The 22,579-nt window shown below is 53.8% G+C and carries 18 protein-coding genes, 1 pseudogene and 1 riboswitch; of the genes and pseudogenes, 13 read left to right on the forward strand and 6 right to left on the reverse strand.

Annotated features, from left to right (window positions below):
* The first annotated feature begins 2 nt into the window (after positions 1–2).
* On the forward strand, positions 3–1,403 hold the full coding sequence (leuC, locus tag KXD89_RS18335; RefSeq protein ID WP_001140652.1) for a 3-isopropylmalate dehydratase large subunit: 1,401 nt from the start codon (positions 3–5) through the stop codon (positions 1,401–1,403).
* Positions 1,404–1,413: 10 nt separating this feature from the next.
* Positions 1,414–2,019 carry a 3-isopropylmalate dehydratase small subunit gene (gene leuD, locus KXD89_RS18340; protein WP_000818228.1) on the forward strand — a complete coding sequence of 202 codons (606 nt, stop codon included), beginning with the start codon at positions 1,414–1,416 and terminating at the stop codon, positions 2,017–2,019.
* Between the two features lie 48 nt (positions 2,020–2,067).
* Here leuD and setA read toward each other — a convergent pair whose 3' ends face one another.
* Both setA and sgrT read right to left on the reverse strand, forming a co-directional pair.
* On the reverse strand, positions 2,068–3,246 hold the full coding sequence (gene setA / locus KXD89_RS18345; protein WP_000637847.1) for a sugar efflux transporter SetA: 1,179 nt from the start codon (positions 3,244–3,246) through the stop codon (positions 2,068–2,070).
* A 101-nt stretch (positions 3,247–3,347) separates the two neighbouring features.
* Positions 3,348–3,479 (reverse strand): glucose uptake inhibitor SgrT, encoded by a 132-nt coding sequence (sgrT, locus tag KXD89_RS18350; protein ID WP_001248770.1) that lies wholly within the window; start codon positions 3,477–3,479, stop codon positions 3,348–3,350.
* A gap of 88 nt (positions 3,480–3,567) precedes the next feature.
* Here sgrT and sgrR point away from each other — a divergent pair, with 88 nt between their 5' ends.
* The 4 genes from sgrR to thiQ all read left to right on the forward strand — a co-directional run bounded on the left by sgrR (position 3,568) and on the right by thiQ (position 8,638).
* Positions 3,568–5,223, forward strand: a complete 1,656-nt coding sequence (gene sgrR, locus KXD89_RS18355; RefSeq protein ID WP_001138624.1) for a DNA-binding transcriptional regulator SgrR — start codon at positions 3,568–3,570, stop codon at positions 5,221–5,223.
* Positions 5,224–5,256: 33 nt separating this feature from the next.
* Positions 5,257–5,356, forward strand: a riboswitch (TPP riboswitch).
* A 30-nt stretch (positions 5,357–5,386) separates the two neighbouring features.
* A complete protein-coding gene (gene thiB / locus KXD89_RS18360; RefSeq protein ID WP_001301364.1) occupies positions 5,387–6,370 on the forward strand; it encodes a thiamine ABC transporter substrate binding subunit in 984 nt (327 codons plus the stop codon).
* Positions 6,346–7,956: a thiamine/thiamine pyrophosphate ABC transporter permease ThiP gene (gene thiP / locus KXD89_RS18365; RefSeq protein ID WP_000235721.1), complete on the forward strand. Its 1,611-nt coding sequence runs from the start codon at positions 6,346–6,348 to the stop codon at positions 7,954–7,956. Before thiB ends, thiP begins: the two co-directional genes overlap by 25 nt.
* Entirely contained in the window at positions 7,940–8,638 is a 699-nt protein-coding gene (thiQ, locus tag KXD89_RS18370; protein ID WP_000916281.1) for a thiamine ABC transporter ATP-binding protein ThiQ, read from the forward strand. Before thiP ends, thiQ begins: the two co-directional genes overlap by 17 nt.
* A 113-nt stretch (positions 8,639–8,751) precedes the next feature.
* On the opposite strand, the gene KXD89_RS18375 is transcribed toward thiQ, so the two are convergent.
* Positions 8,752–9,516: a DedA family protein gene (locus tag KXD89_RS18375; RefSeq protein ID WP_001148390.1), complete on the reverse strand. Its 765-nt coding sequence runs from the start codon at positions 9,514–9,516 to the stop codon at positions 8,752–8,754.
* 85 nt (positions 9,517–9,601) lie between these two features.
* Positions 9,602–10,480 (reverse strand): arabinose operon transcriptional regulator AraC, encoded by an 879-nt coding sequence (araC, locus tag KXD89_RS18380; RefSeq protein ID WP_001300811.1) that lies wholly within the window; start codon positions 10,478–10,480, stop codon positions 9,602–9,604.
* Positions 10,481–10,818: 338 nt separating this feature from the next.
* Between araC and araB the strand changes: the two genes are divergently transcribed.
* The 7 genes and pseudogenes from araB to KXD89_RS18415 form a co-directional block, all read left to right on the forward strand.
* Positions 10,819–12,519, forward strand: a complete 1,701-nt coding sequence (gene araB, locus KXD89_RS18385) for a ribulokinase (RefSeq protein ID WP_000951856.1) — start codon at positions 10,819–10,821, stop codon at positions 12,517–12,519.
* 10 nt (positions 12,520–12,529) lie between these two features.
* Entirely contained in the window at positions 12,530–14,032 is a 1,503-nt protein-coding gene (gene araA, locus KXD89_RS18390; RefSeq protein ID WP_000151748.1) for an L-arabinose isomerase, read from the forward strand.
* 284 nt (positions 14,033–14,316) lie between these two features.
* Complete coding sequence (gene araD, locus KXD89_RS18395; protein WP_000888666.1) at positions 14,317–15,012, forward strand: L-ribulose-5-phosphate 4-epimerase; 696 nt, start codon at positions 14,317–14,319, stop codon at positions 15,010–15,012.
* Positions 15,013–15,086: 74 nt separating this feature from the next.
* The gene (gene polB / locus KXD89_RS18400; protein WP_072647336.1) at positions 15,087–17,438 is read left to right on the forward strand and encodes a DNA polymerase II; all 2,352 of its coding nucleotides are present in this window, start codon (positions 15,087–15,089) and stop codon (positions 17,436–17,438) included.
* Positions 17,439–17,602: 164 nt separating this feature from the next.
* A complete protein-coding gene (gene rapA / locus KXD89_RS18405; RefSeq protein WP_001117011.1) occupies positions 17,603–20,509 on the forward strand; it encodes an RNA polymerase-associated protein RapA in 2,907 nt (968 codons plus the stop codon).
* 11 nt (positions 20,510–20,520) lie between these two features.
* Positions 20,521–21,180: a bifunctional tRNA pseudouridine(32) synthase/23S rRNA pseudouridine(746) synthase RluA gene (gene rluA / locus KXD89_RS18410; protein ID WP_000525176.1), complete on the forward strand. Its 660-nt coding sequence runs from the start codon at positions 20,521–20,523 to the stop codon at positions 21,178–21,180.
* 212 nt (positions 21,181–21,392) lie between these two features.
* Positions 21,393–21,571 (forward strand): annotated as a pseudogene (locus KXD89_RS18415) (transposase DNA-binding-containing protein); the annotation flags it as partial.
* A 16-nt stretch (positions 21,572–21,587) separates the two neighbouring features.
* Here the strand turns inward: KXD89_RS18415 and KXD89_RS18420 are convergent.
* On the reverse strand, positions 21,588–21,746 hold the full coding sequence (locus KXD89_RS18420) for a protein YabQ (RefSeq protein WP_001393554.1): 159 nt from the start codon (positions 21,744–21,746) through the stop codon (positions 21,588–21,590).
* A complete protein-coding gene (gene yabP / locus KXD89_RS18425) occupies positions 21,743–22,393 on the reverse strand; it encodes a protein YabP (protein ID WP_001393555.1) in 651 nt (216 codons plus the stop codon). Before yabP ends, KXD89_RS18420 begins: the two co-directional genes overlap by 4 nt.
* Positions 22,394–22,579 lie beyond the last annotated feature (186 nt).

Consider the following 22,579-nt stretch of genomic DNA (forward strand, 5'->3'; position numbering starts at 1 on the left):
TCATGGCTAAGACGTTATACGAAAAATTGTTCGACGCTCACGTTGTGTACGAAGCCGAAAACGAAACCCCACTGTTATATATCGACCGCCACCTGGTGCATGAAGTGACCTCACCGCAGGCGTTCGATGGTCTGCGCGCCCACGGTCGCCCGGTACGTCAGCCGGGCAAAACCTTCGCTACCATGGATCACAACGTCTCTACCCAGACCAAAGACATTAATGCCTGCGGTGAAATGGCGCGTATCCAGATGCAGGAACTGATCAAAAACTGCAAAGAATTTGGCGTCGAACTGTATGACCTGAATCACCCGTATCAGGGGATCGTCCACGTAATGGGGCCGGAACAGGGCGTCACCTTGCCGGGGATGACCATTGTCTGCGGCGACTCGCATACCGCCACCCACGGCGCGTTTGGCGCACTGGCCTTTGGTATCGGCACTTCCGAAGTTGAACACGTACTGGCAACGCAAACCCTGAAACAGGGCCGCGCAAAAACCATGAAAATTGAAGTCCAGGGCAAAGCCGCGCCGGGCATTACCGCAAAAGATATCGTGCTGGCAATTATCGGTAAAACCGGTAGCGCAGGCGGCACCGGGCATGTGGTGGAGTTTTGCGGCGAAGCAATCCGTGATTTAAGCATGGAAGGTCGTATGACCCTGTGCAATATGGCAATCGAAATGGGCGCAAAAGCCGGTCTGGTTGCACCGGACGAAACCACCTTTAACTATGTCAAAGGCCGTCTGCATGCGCCGAAAGGCAAAGATTTCGACGACGCCGTTGCCTACTGGAAAACCCTGCAAACCGACGAAGGCGCAACTTTCGATACCGTTGTCACTCTGCAAGCAGAAGAAATTTCACCGCAGGTCACCTGGGGCACCAATCCCGGCCAGGTGATTTCCGTGAACGACAATATTCCCGATCCGGCTTCGTTTGCCGATCCGGTTGAACGCGCGTCGGCAGAAAAAGCGCTGGCCTATATGGGGCTGAAACCGGGTATTCCGCTGACCGAAGTGGCTATCGACAAAGTGTTTATCGGTTCCTGTACCAACTCGCGCATTGAAGATTTACGCGCGGCAGCGGAGATCGCCAAAGGGCGAAAAGTCGCGCCAGGCGTGCAGGCACTGGTGGTTCCCGGCTCTGGCCCGGTAAAAGCCCAGGCGGAAGCGGAAGGTCTGGATAAAATCTTTATTGAAGCCGGTTTTGAATGGCGCTTGCCTGGCTGCTCAATGTGTCTGGCGATGAACAACGACCGTCTGAATCCGGGCGAACGTTGTGCCTCCACCAGCAACCGTAACTTTGAAGGCCGCCAGGGGCGCGGCGGGCGCACGCATCTGGTCAGCCCGGCAATGGCTGCCGCTGCTGCTGTGACCGGACATTTCGCCGACATTCGCAACATTAAATAAGGAGCACACCATGGCAGAGAAATTTATCAAACACACAGGCCTGGTGGTTCCGCTGGATGCCGCCAATGTCGATACCGATGCAATCATCCCGAAACAGTTTTTGCAGAAAGTGACCCGTACGGGTTTTGGCGCGCATCTGTTTAACGACTGGCGTTTTCTGGATGAAAAAGGCCAACAGCCAAACCCGGACTTCGTGCTGAACTTCCCGCAGTATCAGGGCGCTTCCATTTTGCTGGCACGAGAAAACTTCGGCTGTGGCTCTTCGCGTGAGCACGCGCCCTGGGCATTGACCGACTACGGTTTTAAAGTGGTGATTGCGCCGAGTTTTGCTGACATCTTCTACGGCAATAGCTTTAACAACCAGCTGCTGCCGGTGAAATTAAGCGATGCAGAAGTGGACGAACTGTTTGCGCTGGTGAAAGCTAATCCGGGGATCCATTTCGACGTGGATCTGGAAGCGCAAGAGGTGAAAGCGGGAGAGAAAACCTATCGCTTTACCATCGATGCCTTCCGCCGCCACTGCATGATGAACGGTCTGGACAGTATTGGGCTTACCTTGCAGCACGACGACGCCATTGCCGCTTATGAAGCAAAACAACCTGCGTTTATGAATTAATCCCCTTGCCCGGTCAAATGACCGGGCTTTCCGCTATCGTCCACGTCATCAAACGTCTTTAACCTTTGCGGTTAAAAATAATGCGACAACAGAAATAACCGCAATTACCCAGTAGACAGCAAAGTGCCCCCAACTTTGTGCAATTGCTCCCTGAATAACGCCAGCCAGAATTACCCCGGTAGAAATACTGTTAGTAAATAAGGTGGTAGCTGCCCCCGCTCTTCCAGGCATTAAATCCTGAAACCATAGCATCCCAATACCCGCAACAATGCCGATAAATACAGCGTTAAAAAGTTGCAGCGTCATCAACGCCATACGGCTATTAAAGAAAATCAATCCGGTGTAAAACAGTACTCCTGCCGCCACTGCTATGACCATCATTCGCCGCTTACCATAACGTTTGACATAGTAGCCAGCCAGAATCATTGCTGGTATTTCCAGTCCAGCTGCCGTCCCCATCAGGAAACCCGCCAGTTTGTCTGGCAATCCTAACTCGCTACTGATCCACAACGGCATATCAATAATGTACATGGTGTTGCAGGTCCACATTAACGTCGAGGCGACAAATAACATCCGTACGTTACTATCCTGCCAGCCACCTTGCATTGATAAAGCATTTTCCGACGGCAGTTCTACCCGCGCCACAGACGGAAGCATAAATGCAATCAATACCAGACTGAGTGTGAATATCCCGGCGGCAATCGAAAACATCACCGTAAAGCCGTAATTCAACGCCAGCATAAAGGCCAACGGTGGACCGATAACCCATGCCAGAGAAAGCTGCGCACGCATCACCGAGCTAAACATCACCACTTCTCGCGCCGAGTTATCCGCATATTCCCGCGCCAGAGCAAATAACTGTGGCATTGCCGTATTGGCCAGAGATGCCAGAAGCACACCACAGGTGATAAGCGTCAGATAATGACGATTAAATGCAAACAATAGCGCATTGCCGATAGCCATCAAACAGCAAAATATAATCAGTTTTCGCCGATCGCCCTGACTGTCAGAACGTTTTGCCAACCAGAGGCTTACGCCGATCCCAGCAATAGCATTCACCGTATAAAAGAGGCCGATCCAGAAAGGTTGCGCGCCAACCTCACGACTCAGAAATAAGCTCAATGTAGGAGCCTGTAGCGCCCCGGCCACCCCCATCATAAAAGCGACCAGCATAAATGCCGCGTAAACACCGTTCATACGGCGAGCCATCGTCATTATCCAGATCATACGTTCCCTTTTTAGCGCGGCGAGAATAAAAAAAACCAGCAGGTATAATCTGCTGGCGGGTGATTTTACACCAATACTCAGTCACACATGATGCAGGCAAGTCAACTTTCAGAATTGCGGTCATCCCACTGCATCAGTCCTTCAAGCATGGTTAATCGTTGTGGGACGCTTAACCAACGCAACCAGCACAACTTCGCTGTCGCGGTAAAATAGTGCTGATAAAACTGACGCATGGGGCACCCCCTTGCTTCATCGTTAGGAATTATTGACTTAATATAGGGAAAATAAAATTGCTGTCTTTTGCACAGGAGTTCCCCTTTTATGCCATCTGCTCGTCTGCAACAACAGTTCATCCGCCTGTGGCAATGCTGCGAGGGTAAATCGCAGGACACAACGCTCAACGAACTGGCAGCGTTATTGAGCTGCTCGCGTCGTCATATGCGCACCCTGCTCAACACCATGCAGGATCGCGGCTGGCTGACGTGGGAAGCGGAAGTCGGGCGCGGTAAACGCTCGCGTCTGACATTCCTCTATACCGGGCTGGCGCTTCAGCAACAGCGGGCGGAAGACCTGCTGGAGCAGGATCGTATCGATCAACTGGTGCAGTTGGTTGGCGACAAAGCGACTGTGCGGCAAATGCTGGTTTCTCATCTGGGCCGCAGCTTCCGCCAGGGGCGGCACATCCTGCGCGTGCTCTACTATCGTCCGTTGCGTAATCTGCTACCTGGCAGCGCATTGCGCCGTTCCGAAACCCATATCGCCCGGCAAATCTTCAGTTCGCTAACGCGCATAAATGAGGAAAATGGGGAACTGGAAGCAGACATCGCCCACCACTGGCAGCAAATTTCACCGCTTCACTGGCGTTTCTTTTTGCGTCCAGGAGTCCATTTTCACCATGGTCGTGAACTGGAAATGGACGATGTGATCGCCTCTTTAAAACGAATCAATACGCTGCCGCTCTATTCGCATATTGCTGACATTGTGTCGCCGACGCCCTGGACGCTGGATATCCATCTCACGCAACCGGACCGCTGGTTACCGTTACTGCTGGGGCAAGTTCCGGCGATGATCCTGCCGCGCGAATGGGAAACCCTCAGTAACTTTGCCAGCCATCCCATCGGCACCGGTCCGTATGCGGTGATTCGCAACAGCACCAATCAACTGAAAATTCAGGCATTCGATGACTTCTTCGGTTACCGGGCATTAATCGACGAAGTTAACGTCTGGGTTCTGCCGGAAATTGCCGACGAGCCAGCCGGAGGGCTGATGCTAAAAGGTCCACAGGGCGAGGAAAAAGAGATTGAAAGCCGCCTGGAGGAAGGTTGCTACTATTTACTGTTCGACAGCCGCACCCATCGCGGGGCGAATCAGCAAGTCAGGGACTGGGTAAGCTATGTGCTTTCTCCAACTAATCTGGTCTATTTCGCTGAGGAACAGTACCAGCAACTGTGGTTCCCGGCTTATGGACTGCTCCCCCGTTGGCACCATGCCCGCACCATAAAGAGCGAAAAACCGGCTGGCCTGGAAAGCCTCACCCTAACCTTTTATCAGGATCACAGTGAGCATCGGGTGATTGCCGGGATCATGCAGCAGATTCTGGCAAGTCACCAGGTCACGCTGAAAATCAAAGAGATCGACTACGATCAGTGGCATACAGGAGAGATCGAAAGTGATATCTGGCTAAACAGCGCCAACTTTACCCTGCCGCTGGACTTCTCTGTTTTCGCACATTTATGCGAAGTGCCACTGCTACAACATTGCATTCCCATTGACTGGCAAGCCGACGCTGCTCGCTGGCGCAATGGCGAGATGAATCTGGCGAACTGGTGCCAGCAACTGGTCGCCAGCAAAGCGATGGTGCCATTATTGCACCACTGGCTGATCATTCAGGGGCAACGCAGTATGCGCGGCCTGCGCATGAATACCCTCGGCTGGTTCGATTTTAAATCAGCGTGGTTTGCGCCACCGGATCCATGATTGCTGGTTGATAACAAAATCACTACACTAACGCCGTTCTCAACGGGGTGCCACGCGTACGCGTGCGCTGAGAAAATACCCGTCGAACCTGATCCGGATAACGCCGGCGAAGGGATTTGAGGCTCCTTCTCAAGTCCTTTGCCACTCTTTTTTGAGGTGCAAAGTGTTAAAAAAATGTCTGCCCCTGCTGTTGCTGTGCACAGCGCCCGTTTTCGCTAAACCCGTTCTGACTGTTTATACCTACGATTCCTTCGCCGCCGACTGGGGGCCTGGTCCGGTGGTTAAAAAAGCCTTTGAAGCCGACTGTAATTGCGAACTGAAACTGGTGGCGCTGGAAGATGGCGTTTCGCTTCTCAACCGTCTACGGATGGAAGGCAAAAACAGTAAAGCCGATGTGGTGCTGGGGCTGGATAACAACCTGTTAGACGCCGCCAGTAAAACCGGACTGTTTGCCAAAAGCGGTGTGGCAGCGGATGCCGTTAACGTTCCCGGCGGCTGGAATAATGACACTTTCGTACCGTTTGATTATGGCTACTTCGCCTTCGTTTATGACAAGAACAAACTGAAAAACCCGCCACAAAGCCTGAAAGAACTGGTTGAGAGCGATCAAAACTGGCGGGTGATTTATCAGGATCCGCGCACCAGTACACCGGGGCTGGGTCTGTTGCTATGGATGCAAAAAGTCTATGGCGATGACGCCCCACAAGCCTGGCAGAAACTGGCGAAGAAAACGGTCACGGTCACCAAAGGCTGGAGCGAAGCCTACGGCCTGTTTTTAAAAGGTGAAAGCGATCTGGTACTGAGTTACACCACCTCTCCGGCTTATCACATTCTCGAAGAGAAGAAAGATAACTACGCCGCCGCGAACTTCAGCGAAGGTCACTATCTGCAAGTGGAAGTCGCCGCCCGCACCGCTGCCAGCAAGCAGCCGGAGCTGGCGCAAAAATTCCTCCAGTTTATGGTTTCTCCGGCTTTCCAGAATGCGATCCCAACCGGCAACTGGATGTATCCGGTGGCAAACGTCACGCTGCCTGCCGGTTTTGAAAAATTGACCAAACCCGCAACCACGTTGGAGTTCACGCCAGCCGAAGTGGCGGCACAACGTCAGGCATGGATTAGCGAATGGCAACGCGCCGTCAGCCGTTAATTCCCGGCTGGTTAATTCCAGGTGTAAGCGCCACCACGCTGGTGGTAGCGGTTGCGCTGGCGGCGTTTCTCGCCCTGTGGTGGAACGCGCCGCAGGATGACTGGGTGGCAGTCTGGCAGGACAGCTATCTGTGGCATGTGGTGCGCTTCTCCTTCTGGCAGGCGTTTCTCTCGGCACTGCTCTCTGTCATACCCGCGATATTCCTCGCCCGCGCGCTCTATCGCAGGCGCTTTCCGGGTCGGCTGGCGCTGTTGCGTCTGTGTGCAATGACCTTGATCCTCCCGGTGTTGGTCGCTGTTTTCGGCATTCTTAGCGTCTATGGTCGCCAGGGCTGGCTGGCAACACTCTGCCAATCGCTCGGTCTGGAGTGGACCTTTTCGCCCTACGGCCTGCAAGGTATTTTGCTGGCCCATGTGTTTTTTAATCTGCCGATGGCGAGCCGCTTATTACTCCAGGCACTGGAAAACATCCCCGGCGAACAGCGTCAACTTGCCGCCCAGCTTGGGATGCGTAGCTGGCATTTTTTCCGCTTCGTCGAATGGCCGTGGTTACGGCGACAAATCCCGCCGGTTGCTGCGCTTATCTTTATGCTCTGTTTCGCCAGCTTCGCCACCGTGCTATCGCTGGGGGGCGGTCCGCAGGCGACCACTATCGAGCTGGCAATCTATCAGGCGCTGAGTTACGACTACGATCCTGCCCGCGCGGCAATGCTGGCGCTGCTCCAGATGGTGTGCTGCCTCGGGCTGGTGCTGTTGAGTCAGCGATTGAGTAAGGCCATTGCGCCCGGCACCACGCTGCTGCAAGGCTGGCGCGACCCGGACGATCGTCTGCATAGCCGCATTTGCGACACGGTGTTAATTGTGCTGGCGCTGCTGCTGTTGCTGCCACCGTTACTGGCGGTGATCGTCGATGGGGTAAATCGCCAGTTGCCGGAAGTGCTGGCACAACCGGTGCTGTGGCAGGCGCTGTGGACCTCGTTGCGTATTGCGCTGGCGGCAGGTGTATTGTGCGTAGTGCTGACCATGATGCTGCTATGGAGCAGTCGCGAACTGCGGGCGCGGCAGAAAATGCTGGCGGGTCAGGTGCTGGAGATGAGCGGCATGTTGATCCTCGCCATGCCGGGGATTGTGCTGGCTACCGGCTTCTTTTTACTGCTCAACAACACTATCGGCCTGCCACAATCTGCTGACGGCATTGTGATTTTCACCAATGCGTTAATGGCGATCCCTTATGCGCTGAAAGTGCTGGAAAACCCGATGCGCGATATCACCGCCCGCTACAGCATGTTATGTCAGTCGCTGGGGATTGAAGGCTGGTCACGCTTAAAAGTGGTGGAGCTGCGCGCCCTGAAACGTCCACTGGCGCAGGCGCTGGCCTTTGCATGCGTGCTGTCGATTGGTGATTTTGGCGTGGTGGCGTTGTTCGGTAACGATGATTTCCGCACCCTGCCGTTTTATCTCTACCAGCAAATTGGCTCCTATCGCAGCCAGGACGGTGCGGTCACCGCGTTAATTCTGCTGCTGCTCTGTTTTCTGCTGTTTACCGTGATTGAAAAACTACCGGGGCGAAATGTTAAAACTGACTGATATCACCTGGCTTTACCACCATTTGCCGATGCGTTTTAGCTTAACGGTGGAACGCGGCGAGCAGGTGGCGATCCTCGGGCCAAGCGGCGCGGGTAAAAGTACCCTGCTGAATTTGATCGCCGGTTTTCTGACGCCAGCCAGCGGTTCGCTGACTATCGATGGCGTAGATCACACAACTATGCCGCCGTCACGCCGTCCGGTGTCGATGCTGTTTCAGGAGAACAACCTGTTCAGCCACCTGACGGTCGCACAGAACATCGGGCTGGGGCTAAATCCGGGATTGAAACTGAACGCGGTACAGCAGGGGAAAATGCACGCTATCGCCCGCCAGATGGGGATTGATAATTTAATGGCGCGGTTACCGGGCGAGCTTTCCGGCGGTCAGCGACAGCGAGTGGCGTTAGCGCGTTGTCTGGTACGCGAACAGCCGATTTTATTGCTCGATGAACCGTTCTCTGCGCTCGATCCGGCGTTACGTCAGGAGATGTTGACGCTGGTGAGCACGAGCTGCCAGCAGCAAAAAATGACGCTATTGATGGTGTCGCACAGCGTGGAAGATGCGGCGCGGATCGCCACGCGCTCGGTAGTAGTCGCCGACGGGCGCATCGCCTGGCAGGGTATGACCAATGAGTTGTTGAGCGGTAAGGCGAGTGCTTCGGCACTATTGGGGATTACGGGTTAGTATGCACTGTCGGATGCGGCGTGAACGCCTTATCCGACCTACGGGTAGTGCGTTTTGTAGGCCTGATAAGACGCGGCAAGCGTCGCATCAGGCAACCCGCACAAGACTATCTCCTAAACCCCAACCACTTTACGCAAAATATCGATATACACCGGCATCAACGGGTGGCGAATTAACACCACCAGCGCCACCACGCCGATGGCAGAAATCAACGGCGTCAGCCACAACAAACGACCGCGGGACAAATAATGACTCAAACGGTCAGTCGCTTTACCGCTGCGCCATAACCGCCAGCACAGCCAGCCACCAACCCACAAAAACACCGCTGTTGCCAGCAGCAACCATTTAAACTCACCGCTCTGCATTCCGGCAGGAATATCGATCGCCGCGCCCGCCAGAATCCCTGGCAGGAAGTAAAACGGCGGCCACAGCAGGCAGCCGATAATATTCGGCGTAATAAATTTAGCCACCGGCAGATCCAGCATTCCCGCCACCATTGGCACCAGCGGACGCGTCGGGCCAACAAAACGACCGACCAGAATGGTGAACATGCTGTGTTGATGCAACGCATGTTCAGTTTTATCAAGTAGTGCTTTGTTTTTCTTCAGAAATGACCAGCGATGCAACGGCTTTTTAAAACGCCAACCCAGCCAGAAAGAAATCCAGTCGCCCATCAAGCAGCCAATAATCCCTGCCAGCCAGGCGTGCCAGAAACTTAACTCGCCGCTGCCAATCAGCGCTCCCAGCCCCGCCATCAGCACCGTACCGGGTAGAATCAAACCGACCAGCGCCAGCGACTCCAGAAAGGCCACCAACACCACCGCCATCAATGAATACACGGTGGATTGGGTAATAAAGTGTTCCAGCAATGCTTGCATAATGTGCCTGTCAAATGGACGAAGCAGGGATTCTGCAAACCCTATGCTACTCCGTCAAGCCGTCAATTGTCTGATTCGTTACCAATTATGACAACTTGACGGCTACATCATTCACTTTTTCTTCACAACCGGCACGAAACTCGCTCGGGCTGGCCCCGGTGCATTTTTTAAATACTCGCGAGAAATAGAGTTGATCGTCAAAACCAACATTGCGACCGACGGTGGCGATAGGCATCCGGGTAGTGCTCAAAAGCAGCTTCGCCTGACTAATGCGTTGGTCCTCGCGCCAGCTTAAGACGCTAATCCCTAACTGCTGGCGGAAAAGATGTGACAGACGCGACGGCGACAAGCAAACATGCTGTGCGACGCTGGCGATATCAAAATTGCTGTCTGCCAGGTGATCGCTGATGTACTGACAAGCCTCGCGTACCCGATTATCCATCGGTGGATGGAGCGACTCGTTAATCGCTTCCATGCGCCGCAGTAACAATTGCTCAAGCAGATTTATCGCCAGCAGCTCCGAATAGCGCCCTTCCCCTTGCCCGGCGTTAATGATTTGCCCAAACAGGTCGCTGAAATGCGGCTGGTGCGCTTCATCCGGGCGAAAGAAACCCGTATTGGCAAATATTGACGGCCAGTTAAGCCATTCATGCCAGTAGGCGCGCGGACGAAAGTAAACCCACTGGTGATACCATTCGCGAGCCTCCGGATGACGACCGTAGTGATGAATCTCTCCTGGCGGGAACAGCAAAATATCACCCGGTCGGCAGACAAATTCTCGTCCCTGATTTTTCACCACCCCCTGACCGCGAATGGTGAGATTGAGAATATAACCTTTCATTCCCAGCGGTCGGTCGATAAAAAAATCGAGATAACCGTTGGCCTCAATCGGCGTTAAACCCGCCACCAGATGGGCGTTAAACGAGTATCCCGGCAGCAGGGGATCATTTTGCGCTTCAGCCATACTTTTCATACTCCCACCATTCAGAGAAGAAACCAATTGTCCATATTGCATCAGACATTGCCGTCACTGCGTCTTTTACTGGCTCTTCTCGCTAACCCAACCGGTAACCCCGCTTATTAAAAGCATTCTGTAACAAAGCGGGACCAAAGCCATGACAAAAACGCGTAACAAAAGTGTCTATAATCACGGCAGAAAAGTCCACATTGATTATTTGCACGGCGTCACACTTTGCTATGCCATAGCATTTTTATCCATAAGATTAGCGGATCCTACCTGACGCTTTTTATCGCAACTCTCTACTGTTTCTCCATACCCGTTTTTTTGGATGGAGTGAAACGATGGCGATTGCAATTGGCCTCGATTTTGGCAGTGATTCTGTGCGAGCTTTGGCGGTGGACTGCGCTACCGGTGAAGAGATCGCCACCAGCGTAGAGTGGTATCCCCGTTGGCAGAAAGGGCAATTTTGTGATGCCCCGAATAACCAGTTCCGTCATCATCCGCGTGACTACATTGAGTCAATGGAAGCGGCACTGAAAACCGTGCTTGCAGAGCTTAGCGTCGAACAGCGCGCAGCTGTGGTCGGGATTGGCGTTGACAGTACCGGCTCGACGCCCGCACCGATTGATGCCGACGGAAACGTGCTGGCGCTGCGCCCGGAGTTTGCCGAAAACCCGAACGCGATGTTCGTATTGTGGAAAGACCACACTGCGGTTGAAGAAGCGGAAGAGATTACCCGTTTGTGCCACGCGCCGGGCAACGTTGACTACTCCCGCTACATTGGTGGTATTTATTCCAGCGAATGGTTCTGGGCAAAAATCCTGCATGTGACTCGCCAGGACAGCGCCGTGGCGCAATCTGCCGCATCGTGGATTGAGCTGTGCGACTGGGTGCCAGCTCTGCTTTCCGGTACCACCCGCCCGCAGGATATTCGTCGCGGACGTTGCAGCGCCGGGCATAAATCTCTGTGGCACGAAAGCTGGGGCGGCCTGCCGCCAGCCAGTTTCTTTGATGAGCTGGACCCGATCCTCAATCGCCATTTGCCTTCCCCGCTGTTCACTGACACTTGGACTGCCGATATTCCGGTGGGCACCTTATGCCCGGAATGGGCGCAGCGTCTCGGCCTGCCTGAAAGCGTGGTGATTTCCGGCGGCGCGTTTGACTGCCATATGGGCGCAGTTGGCGCAGGCGCACAGCCTAACGCACTGGTAAAAGTTATCGGTACTTCCACCTGCGACATTCTGATTGCCGACAAACAGAGCGTTGGCGAGCGGGCAGTTAAAGGTATTTGCGGTCAGGTTGATGGCAGCGTGGTGCCTGGATTTATCGGTCTGGAAGCAGGCCAATCGGCGTTTGGTGATATCTACGCCTGGTTTGGTCGCGTACTCGGCTGGCCGCTGGAACAGCTTGCCGCCCAGCATCCGGAACTGAAAACGCAAATCAACGCCAGCCAGAAACAACTGCTTCCGGCGCTGACCGAAGCATGGGCCAAAAATCCGTCTCTGGATCACCTGCCGGTGGTGCTCGACTGGTTTAACGGCCGCCGCACACCGAACGCTAACCAACGCCTGAAAGGGGTGATTACCGATCTTAACCTCGCTACCGACGCTCCGCTGCTGTTCGGCGGTTTGATTGCTGCCACCGCCTTTGGCGCACGCGCAATCATGGAGTGCTTTACCGATCAGGGGATCGCCGTTAATAACGTGATGGCACTGGGCGGCATCGCGCGGAAAAACCAGGTCATTATGCAGGCCTGCTGCGACGTGCTGAATCGCCCGCTGCAAATTGTTGCCTCTGACCAGTGCTGTGCGCTCGGTGCGGCGATTTTTGCTGCCGTCGCCGCGAAAGTGCACGCAGACATCCCATCAGCTCAGCAAAAAATGGCCAGTGCGGTAGAGAAAACCCTGCAACCGTGCAGCGAGCAGGCACAACGCTTTGAACAGCTTTATCGCCGCTATCAGCAATGGGCGATGAGCGCCGAACAACACTATCTTCCAACTTCCGCCCCGGCACAGGCTGCCCAGGCCGTTGCGACTCTATAAGGACACGATAATGACGATTTTTGATAATTATGAAGTGTGGTTTGTCATTGGCAGCCAGCATCTGTATGGCCCGGAAACCCTGCGTCAGGTCACCCAACATGCCGAGCACGTCGTTAATGCGCTGAATACGGAAGCGAAACTGCCCTGCAAACTGGTGTTGAAACCGCTGGGCACCACGCCGGATGAAATCACCGCTATTTGCCGCGACGCGAATTACGACGATCGTTGCGCTGGTCTGGTGGTGTGGCTGCACACCTTCTCCCCGGCCAAAATGTGGATCAACGGCCTGACCATGCTCAACAAACCGTTGCTGCAATTCCACACCCAGTTCAACGCGGCGCTGCCGTGGGACAGTATCGATATGGACTTTATGAACCTGAACCAGACTGCACATGGCGGTCGCGAGTTCGGCTTCATTGGCGCGCGTATGCGTCAGCAACATGCCGTGGTTACCGGTCACTGGCAGGATAAACAAGCCCATGAGCGTATCGGCTCCTGGATGCGTCAGGCGGTCTCTAAACAGGATACCCGTCATCTGAAAGTCTGCCGATTTGGCGATAACATGCGTGAAGTGGCGGTCACCGATGGCGATAAAGTTGCCGCACAGATCAAGTTCGGTTTCTCCGTCAATACCTGGGCGGTTGGCGATCTGGTGCAGGTGGTGAACTCCATCAGCGACGGCGATGTTAACGCGCTGGTCGATGAGTACGAAAGCTGCTACACCATGACGCCTGCCACACAAATCCACGGCAAAAAACGACAGAACGTGCTGGAAGCGGCGCGTATTGAGCTGGGGATGAAGCGTTTCCTGGAACAAGGTGGCTTCCACGCGTTCACCACCACCTTTGAAGATTTGCACGGTCTGAAACAGCTTCCTGGTCTGGCCGTACAGCGTCTGATGCAGCAGGGTTACGGCTTTGCGGGCGAAGGCGACTGGAAAACTGCCGCCCTGCTTCGCATCATGAAGGTGATGTCAACCGGTCTGCAGGGCGGCACCTCCTTTATGGAGGACTACACCTATCACTTCGAGAAAGGTAATGACCTGGTGCTCGGCTCCCATATGCTGGAAGTCTGCCCGTCGATCGCCGCAGAAGAGAAACCGATCCTCGACGTTCAGCATCTCGGTATTGGTGGTAAGGACGATCCTGCCCGCCTGATCTTCAATACCCAAACCGGCCCAGCGATTGTCGCCAGCTTGATTGATCTCGGCGATCGTTACCGTCTACTGGTTAACTGCATCGACACGGTGAAAACACCGCACTCCCTGCCGAAACTGCCGGTGGCGAATGCGCTGTGGAAAGCGCAACCGGATCTGCCAACTGCTTCCGAAGCGTGGATCCTCGCTGGTGGCGCGCACCATACCGTCTTCAGCCATGCACTGAACCTCAACGATATGCGCCAATTCGCCGAGATGCACGACATTGAAATCACGGTGATTGATAACGACACACGCCTGCCAGCGTTTAAAGACGCGCTGCGCTGGAACGAAGTGTATTACGGGTTTCGTCGCTAAGTAGCCGCATCCGGTATGTAACGCCTGATGCGACGCTGACGCGTCTTATCTGGCCTACACGCTGCGATTTTGTAGGCCGGATAAGCAAAGCGCATCCGGCATTCAACGCCTGATGCGACGCTGGCGCGTCTTATCAGGCCTACGCGCTGCGATTTTGTAGGCCGGATAAGCAAAGCGCATCCGGCATTCAACGCCTGATGCGACGCTGGCGCGTCTTATCAGGCCTACACGCTGCGATTTTGTAGGCCGGATAAGCAAAGCGCATCCGGCACGAAGGAGTCAACATGTTAGAAGATCTCAAACGCCAGGTATTAGAAGCCAACCTGGCGCTGCCAAAACACAACCTGGTCACGCTCACATGGGGCAACGTCAGCGCCGTTGATCGCGAGCGCGGCGTCTTTGTGATCAAACCTTCCGGCGTCGATTACAGCGTCATGACCGCTGACGATATGGTCGTGGTTAGCATCGAAACCGGTGAAGTGGTTGAAGGTACGAAAAAGCCCTCCTCCGACACGCCAACTCACCGGCTGCTCTATCAGGCATTCCCCTCCATTGGCGGCATTGTGCATACGCACTCGCGCCACGCCACCATCTGGGCGCAGGCGGGTCAGTCGATTCCAGCAACCGGCACCACCCACGCCGACTATTTCTACGGCACCATTCCCTGCACCCGCAAAATGACCGACGCAGAAATCAACGGCGAATATGAGTGGGAAACCGGTAACGTCATCGTAGAAACCTTTGAAAAACAGGGTATCGATGCAGCGCAAATGCCCGGCGTTCTGGTCCATTCCCACGGCCCGTTTGCATGGGGCAAAAATGCCGAAGATGCGGTGCATAACGCCATCGTGCTGGAAGAGGTCGCTTATATGGGGATATTCTGCCGTCAGTTAGCGCCGCAGTTACCGGATATGCAGCAAACGCTGCTGGATAAACACTATCTGCGTAAGCATGGCGCGAAGGCATATTACGGGCAGTAATGACTGTATAAAACCACAGCCAATCAAACGAAACCAGGCTATACTCAAGCCTGGTTTTTTGATGGATTTTCAGCGTGGCGCAGGCAGGTTTTATCTTAACCCGACACTGGCGGGACACCCCGCAAGGGACAGAAGTCTCCTTCTGGCTGGCGACGGACAACGGGCCGTTGCAGGTTACGCTTGCACCGCAAGAGTCCGTGGCGTTTATTCCCGCCGATCAGGTTCCCCGCGCTCAGCATATTTTGCAGGGTGAACAAGGCTTTCGCCTGACACCGCTGGCGTTAAAGGATTTTCACCGCCAGCCGGTGTATGGCCTTTACTGTCGCGCCCATCGCCAATTGATGAATTACGAAAAGCGCCTGCGTGAAGGTGGCGTTACCGTCTACGAGGCCGATGTGCGTCCGCCAGAACGCTATCTGATGGAGCGGTTTATCACCTCACCGGTGTGGGTCGAGGGTGATATGCACAATGGCACTATCGTTAATGCCCGTCTGAAACCGCATCCCGACTATCGTCCGCCGCTCAAGTGGGTTTCTATAGATATTGAAACCACCCGCCACGGTGAGCTGTACTGCATCGGCCTGGAAGGCTGCGGGCAGCGCATCGTTTATATGCTGGGGCCGGAGAATGGCGACGCCTCCTCGCTTGATTTCGAACTGGAATACGTCGCCAGCCGCCCGCAGTTGCTGGAAAAACTCAACGCCTGGTTTGCCAACTACGATCCTGATGTGATCATCGGTTGGAACGTGGTGCAGTTCGATCTGCGAATGCTGCAAAAACATGCCGAGCGTTACCGTCTTCCGCTGCGTCTTGGGCGCGATAATAGCGAGCTGGAGTGGCGCGAGCACGGCTTTAAAAACGGCGTCTTTTTTGCCCAGGCTAAAGGTCGGCTAATTATCGACGGTATCGAGGCGCTGAAATCCGCGTTCTGGAATTTCTCTTCATTCTCGCTGGAAACTGTCGCTCAGGAGCTATTAGGCGAAGGAAAATCTATCGATAACCCGTGGGATCGAATGGACGAAATTGACCGCCGTTTCGCCGAAGATAAACCTGCGCTGGCAACTTATAACCTGAAAGATTGCGAGCTGGTGACGCAGATCTTCCACAAAACTGAAATCATGTCATTTTTACTCGAACGGGCAACGGTGAACGGCCTGCCGGTGGACCGACACGGCGGTTCGGTGGCGGCATTTGGTCATCTCTATTTTCCGCGAATGCATCGCGCTGGTTATGTCGCGCCTAATCTCGGCGAAGTGCCGCCGCACGCCAGCCCTGGCGGCTACGTGATGGATTCACGGCCAGGGCTTTATGATTCAGTGCTGGTGCTGGACTATAAAAGCCTGTACCCGTCGATCATCCGCACCTTTCTGATTGATCCCGTCGGGCTGGTGGAAGGCATGGCGCAGCCTGATCCAGAGCACAGTACCGAAGGTTTTCTCGATGCCTGGTTCTCGCGAGAAAAACATTGCCTGCCGGAGATTGTGACTAACATCTGGCACGGGCGCGATGAAGCCAAACGCCAGGGTAACAAACCGCTGTCGCAGGCGCTGAAAATCATCATGAATGCCTTTTATGGCGTGCTCGGCACCACCGCCTGCCGCTTCTTCGATCCGCGGCTGGCATCGTCGATCACCATGCGTGGTCATCAGATCATGCGGCAAACCAAAGCGTTGATTGAAGCACAGGGCTACGACGTTATCTACGGCGATACCGACTCAACGTTTGTCTGGCTGAAAGGCGCACATTCGGAAGAAGAAGCGGCGAAAATCGGTCGTGCACTGGTGCAGCACGTTAACGCCTGGTGGGCGGAAACGCTGCAAAAACAACGGCTGACCAGCGCATTAGAACTGGAGTATGAAACCCATTTCTGCCGTTTTCTGATGCCAACCATTCGCGGAGCCGATACCGGCAGTAAAAAGCGTTATGCCGGACTGATTCAGGAGGGCGACAAGCAGCGGATGGTGTTTAAAGGGCTGGAAACCGTGCGCACCGACTGGACGCCGCTGGCCCAGCAGTTTCAGCAGGAGCTATACCTGCGCATCTTCCGCAACGAGCCATATCAGGAATATGTACGCGAAACCATCGACAAACTGATGGCGGGTGAACTGGATGCGCGACTGGTTTACCGTAAACGCCTTCGCCGTCCGCTGAGCGAGTATCAGCGTAATGTGCCGCCTCATGTACGCGCCGCTCGCCTTGCCGATGAAGAAAACCAAAAGCGTGGTCGCCCCTTGCAATATCAGAATCGCGGCACCATTAAGTACGTATGGACCACCAACGGCCCGGAGCCGCTGGACTACCAACGTTCACCACTGGATTACGAACACTATCTGACCCGCCAGCTACAACCCGTGGCGGAGGGAATACTCCCTTTTATTGAGGATAATTTTGCTACACTTATGACCGGGCAACTTGGGCTATTTTGAGCAAAAAAAAGAGTTCGCCAGATACCATTTTGATGCGTGACGAATGCTTTGCCATCCAGTACCATAGCGCCCTTTCCATTCCTGGACCTGAATAACACCACTACCTCATAAGCACGGTAGCGGGTGGTTATTGCCTGCAATTAAAGATATAGAGCCGAACACATATGCCTTTTACACTTGGTCAACGCTGGATCAGCGATACAGAAAGCGAATTGGGACTTGGAACCGTTGTCGCGGTGGATGCGCGAACTGTCACTTTACTTTTCCCATCTACTGGTGAAAACCGTCTGTACGCACGCAGTGATTCCCCCGTGACCCGCGTGATGTTCAACCCTGGTGATACCATTACCAGCCATGACGGCTGGCAGATGCAAGTCGAAGAAGTAAAAGAAGAAAATGGCTTGCTGACCTATATCGGTACTCGCCTGGATACTGAAGAGTCCGGCGTAGCCCTGCGTGAAGTTTTCCTTGATAGCAAACTGGTGTTCAGCAAACCGCAGGACCGTCTGTTTGCCGGGCAGATTGACCGTATGGACCGCTTTGCGCTGCGTTATCGCGCGCGTAAATATTCCAGCGAACAGTTCCGTATGCCGTACAGCGGCCTGCGCGGTCAGCGTACCAGCCTGATCCCGCATCAGCTCAACATCGCTCATGATGTTGGTCGCCGCCACGCGCCGCGCGTCCTGCTGGCTGACGAAGTGGGTTTAGGGAAAACCATTGAAGCCGGGATGATCCTGCATCAGCAACTGCTCTCTGGCGCTGCTGAACGTGTGCTAATTATCGTCCCGGAAACCTTACAGCATCAGTGGCTGGTAGAAATGCTGCGCCGTTTCAACCTGCGCTTTGCGCTATTTGATGATGAGCGTTATGCCGAAGCTCAGCACGATGCTTACAACCCGTTTGACACCGAACAGCTGGTGATTTGCTCGCTGGATTTTGCCCGTCGTAGCAAACAGCGCCTGGAACATCTCTGTGAAGCCGAATGGGACCTGCTGGTGGTCGATGAAGCGCATCACCTGGTGTGGAGCGAAGATGCGCCAAGCCGTGAATATCAGGCCATTGAACAACTGGCAGAGCACGTGCCGGGCGTTCTGCTGCTGACCGCGACCCCGGAACAGCTGGGGATGGAAAGCCACTTCGCCCGTCTGCGTCTGCTGGACCCGAACCGTTTCCACGATTTTGCGCAGTTCGTTGAAGAGCAGAAAAATTATCGTCCGGTTGCGGACGCCGTTGCCATGCTGCTGGCAGGTAACAAACTGAGCAATGACGAACTGAACATGCTCGGCGAGATGATCGGCGAGCAGGATATCGAGCCGCTGTTGCAGGCAGCAAACAGCGACAGCGAAGATGCCCAGAGCGCCCGTCAGGAGCTGGTTTCGATGCTGATGGATCGCCACGGCACCAGCCGCGTGCTGTTCCGTAACACGCGTAACGGTGTGAAAGGATTCCCGAAACGCGAGCTGCACACCATTAAGCTGCCGCTACCGACGCAGTATCAGACGGCTATTAAAGTCTCCGGCATTATGGGCGCACGTAAAAGTGCGGAAGATCGTGCTCGCGATATGCTCTACCCGGAGCGTATTTATCAGGAATTTGAAGGTGATAACGCCACCTGGTGGAACTTCGATCCGCGCGTTGAGTGGCTGATGGGCTACCTGACCAGCCATCGCTCTCAGAAAGTGCTGGTGATCTGCGCCAAAGCTGCCACTGCGCTGCAACTGGAGCAGGTACTGCGCGAACGTGAAGGTATTCGCGCTGCGGTGTTCCACGAAGGTATGTCGATTATCGAACGTGACCGCGCTGCCGCCTGGTTTGCCGAAGAAGACACCGGCGCACAGGTACTGCTGTGCTCAGAAATCGGTTCTGAAGGACGTAACTTCCAGTTCGCCAGCCACATGGTGATGTTTGACCTGCCATTCAACCCGGATCTACTGGAGCAGCGTATTGGTCGTCTGGATCGTATCGGCCAGGCGCACGATATTCAGATCCATGTGCCTTATCTGGAGAAAACCGCTCAGTCGGTGCTGGTGCGCTGGTATCACGAAGGTCTGGATGCATTTGAGCACACCTGCCCGACCGGACGCACTATTTACGATAGCGTATACAACGATCTGATTAACTATCTGGCTTCACCGGATCAAACCGAAGGCTTTGACGATCTGATCAAAAACTGCCGCGAGCAACATGAAGCGCTGAAAGCACAGCTGGAACAGGGTCGTGACCGCCTGCTGGAAATCCACTCCAACGGTGGCGAAAAAGCCCAGGCACTGGCAGAAAGCATTGAAGAGCAGGATGACGATACCAACCTGATCGCCTTCGCCATGAACCTGTTCGATATTATCGGTATCAATCAGGACGATCGCGGCGACAACATGATCGTGCTGACGCCGTCCGATCATATGCTGGTGCCGGACTTCCCTGGCCTGTCGGAAGATGGCATCACCATCACCTTTGATCGTGAAGTGGCGCTGGCGCGTGAAGATGCACAGTTTATTACCTGGGAGCATCCGCTGATCCGCAACGGTCTGGATCTGATCCTTTCTGGCGATACCGGTAGCAGCACGATTTCACTGTTAAAAAACAAAGCGTTGCCGGTAGGTACGCTGTTGGTGGAACTGATTTATGTGGTTGAAGCCCAGGCTCCGAAGCAGTTGCAGCTCAACCGCTTCCTGCCACCGACGCCGGTACGTATGCTGCTGGATAAAAACGGCAACAACCTGGCGGCGCAGGTAGAGTTTGAAACCTTTAACCGCCAGCTTAACGCGGTTAACCGTCACACCGGCAGCAAACTGGTTAACGCCGTGCAGCAGGATGTTCACGCTATCCTTCAACTGGGTGAAGCGCAGATCGAGAAATCTGCCCGTGCATTGATTGATGCAGCGCGTAACGAAGCCGACGAAAAACTGTCTGCCGAGCTGTCTCGTCTGGAAGCTCTGCGTGCAGTGAACCCGAACATTCGTGACGACGAACTGACCGCCATTGAGAGCAACCGTCAGCAGGTAATGGAAAGCCTGGATCAGGCAGGTTGGCGTCTGGATGCCCTGCGTTTGATCGTTGTAACGCATCAGTAACGGAGCCGAAAATGGGGATGGAAAACTACAATCCACCGCAGGAACCCTGGTTGGTTATCCTGTATCAGGATGACCATATTATGGTGGTCAACAAGCCGAGCGGTTTGTTGTCAGTGCCGGGTCGTCTGGAAGAGCACAAAGACAGCGTGATGACGCGCATTCAGCGTGATTATCCGCAGGCAGAATCGGTGCATCGTCTGGATATGGCTACCAGCGGCGTGATTGTAGTGGCGCTGACCAAAGCCGCGGAGCGGGAGTTAAAACGCCAGTTCCGCGAGCGCGAGCCGAAAAAGCAGTATGTGGCCCGCGTCTGGGGGCATCCATCCCCCGCAGAAGGTCTGGTGGATCTGCCGCTGATTTGCGACTGGCCAAACCGCCCGAAACAGAAAGTCTGTTACGAAACGGGTAAACCTGCGCAGACGGAATATGAAGTGGTGGAGTATGCGGCGGATAACACGGCAAGAGTGGTGTTAAAACCGATTACCGGGCGTTCGCATCAATTGCGTGTGCATATGCTGGCGCTGGGTCATCCGATTCTCGGCGATCGTTTTTATGCATCACCAGAAGCGAGAGCGATGGCACCACGTTTGTTGCTACATGCAGAGATGTTGACGATTACCCATCCGGCGTATGGCAATAGTATGACGTTTAAAGCGCCAGCGGATTTTTAACCTTTCCTGTACGTTTATACCCTCATCCTAAGGGCTGCCTCTTGTACATAAATCCCCGAGTCCGGGGATTTTTTGTTTCTGCCAAACTGCTTTCAGTTGTTGCGTGTGGCTACGCTTTCCATTCGGTAATTCCCTTCCTGCTCCACAGCGAATTTTTGAACTTTTTCTTCACCCGTTGACCGTCTCTTATATTTCATTTTAACGGGTCTGTTATGGTCCTTTCTGATTGTTATTCATGGGCTAATTAGCAGTCTGGTTGGCGATGCCCATCTCGGTGATCCGTGTCCTGCACGACGCCTTGCGTCACTAGCCTCTTCTCTAGCTCATCATGCAGGTCTTTCTAATTGTGAAATCATCCCACGCTACTGCTAAGGTTGAAGGGGCGTTCCAGCCCCTTCAACCTTAGCTTATTCTGGCTCATTCAATAATTGCGTTGTCAGTAATTTGTTCAGCAGTACTTTTTTAGTAGCAACTTCTTCAGTAGCAACTCCTTTAGTATCAATTTTTTTGGGGGGGATTTTATTAATAATAATTACCTCATCATATAAGGAGGTAGCACCGTTCACGGTAGCACCGTCCAGGTTAGCACCGTCCGGGTTAGCACCGTCCGGGGTAGCACCGTCCGGGGTAGCACGCCCAGGTTAGCATTCCACCCAGGTCTCTCATAAAGGATATCATTGCTACCTTTCATTGTTTTTTTACCAAGGTAACAATCCCTCATGTCAACGCCGGGAAGGTAAGCCTTTCTAAGATCAACGCCCAAGTTACCTTGGCCCTTATGCAGCTGCAACGTCTGAGTACATATCTTATTCTTTTCAATGAAAAAAGTGACACTTAACTCGATATCCCCGAAGGTCTGGGCGACCCAGCGCATATTGCCCTTTGCGACCAACTCATCCGGATTTTTTGCGCATGTTTTAAGTTTATTGAATAATTCCAGGCTATTGATAAACTTTTCTCTCTCATTCTCGTTGATAGCCCCAGTAAAGTATTCTGAGGCGTTGATGTTGCCAGTCTGGTTATTCACGAAATTGAACAGAAGTTTATAAGCCTCAGTCTGTTTATCTGACCAGAACAGATGGCGTAACGTCTCCCACAAGCGTTGAAAGATATTCATCTTCACGTCCATCTTGTCCCCGCTCACCATCTTATAAATATCGTTCTTGCTCATATTTAAAAGTGTAACCGGCATGCCTGGAACTGATACTTTCATGGTAATAGCCTCGCATTGAGTTAAAAACTCATGATGCGCGTTCTGAATAAATATACTTTCAAAAATCGCTCATTCAGGTATGTGTTTTTTATTTTTAAGACGTAAAAATATAATTCCGCTCGTCGTAAAGCTCTCAACCTTAAGCAGGGTCAACGCGATAAAACCTACAGAACCCCTCCCGTAAAC

Origin of the sequence: Escherichia sp. TC-EC600-tetX4, from assembly GCF_019356055.1 — a bacterium.
In the GTDB taxonomy this organism is placed as follows: Bacteria; Pseudomonadota; Gammaproteobacteria; order Enterobacterales; family Enterobacteriaceae.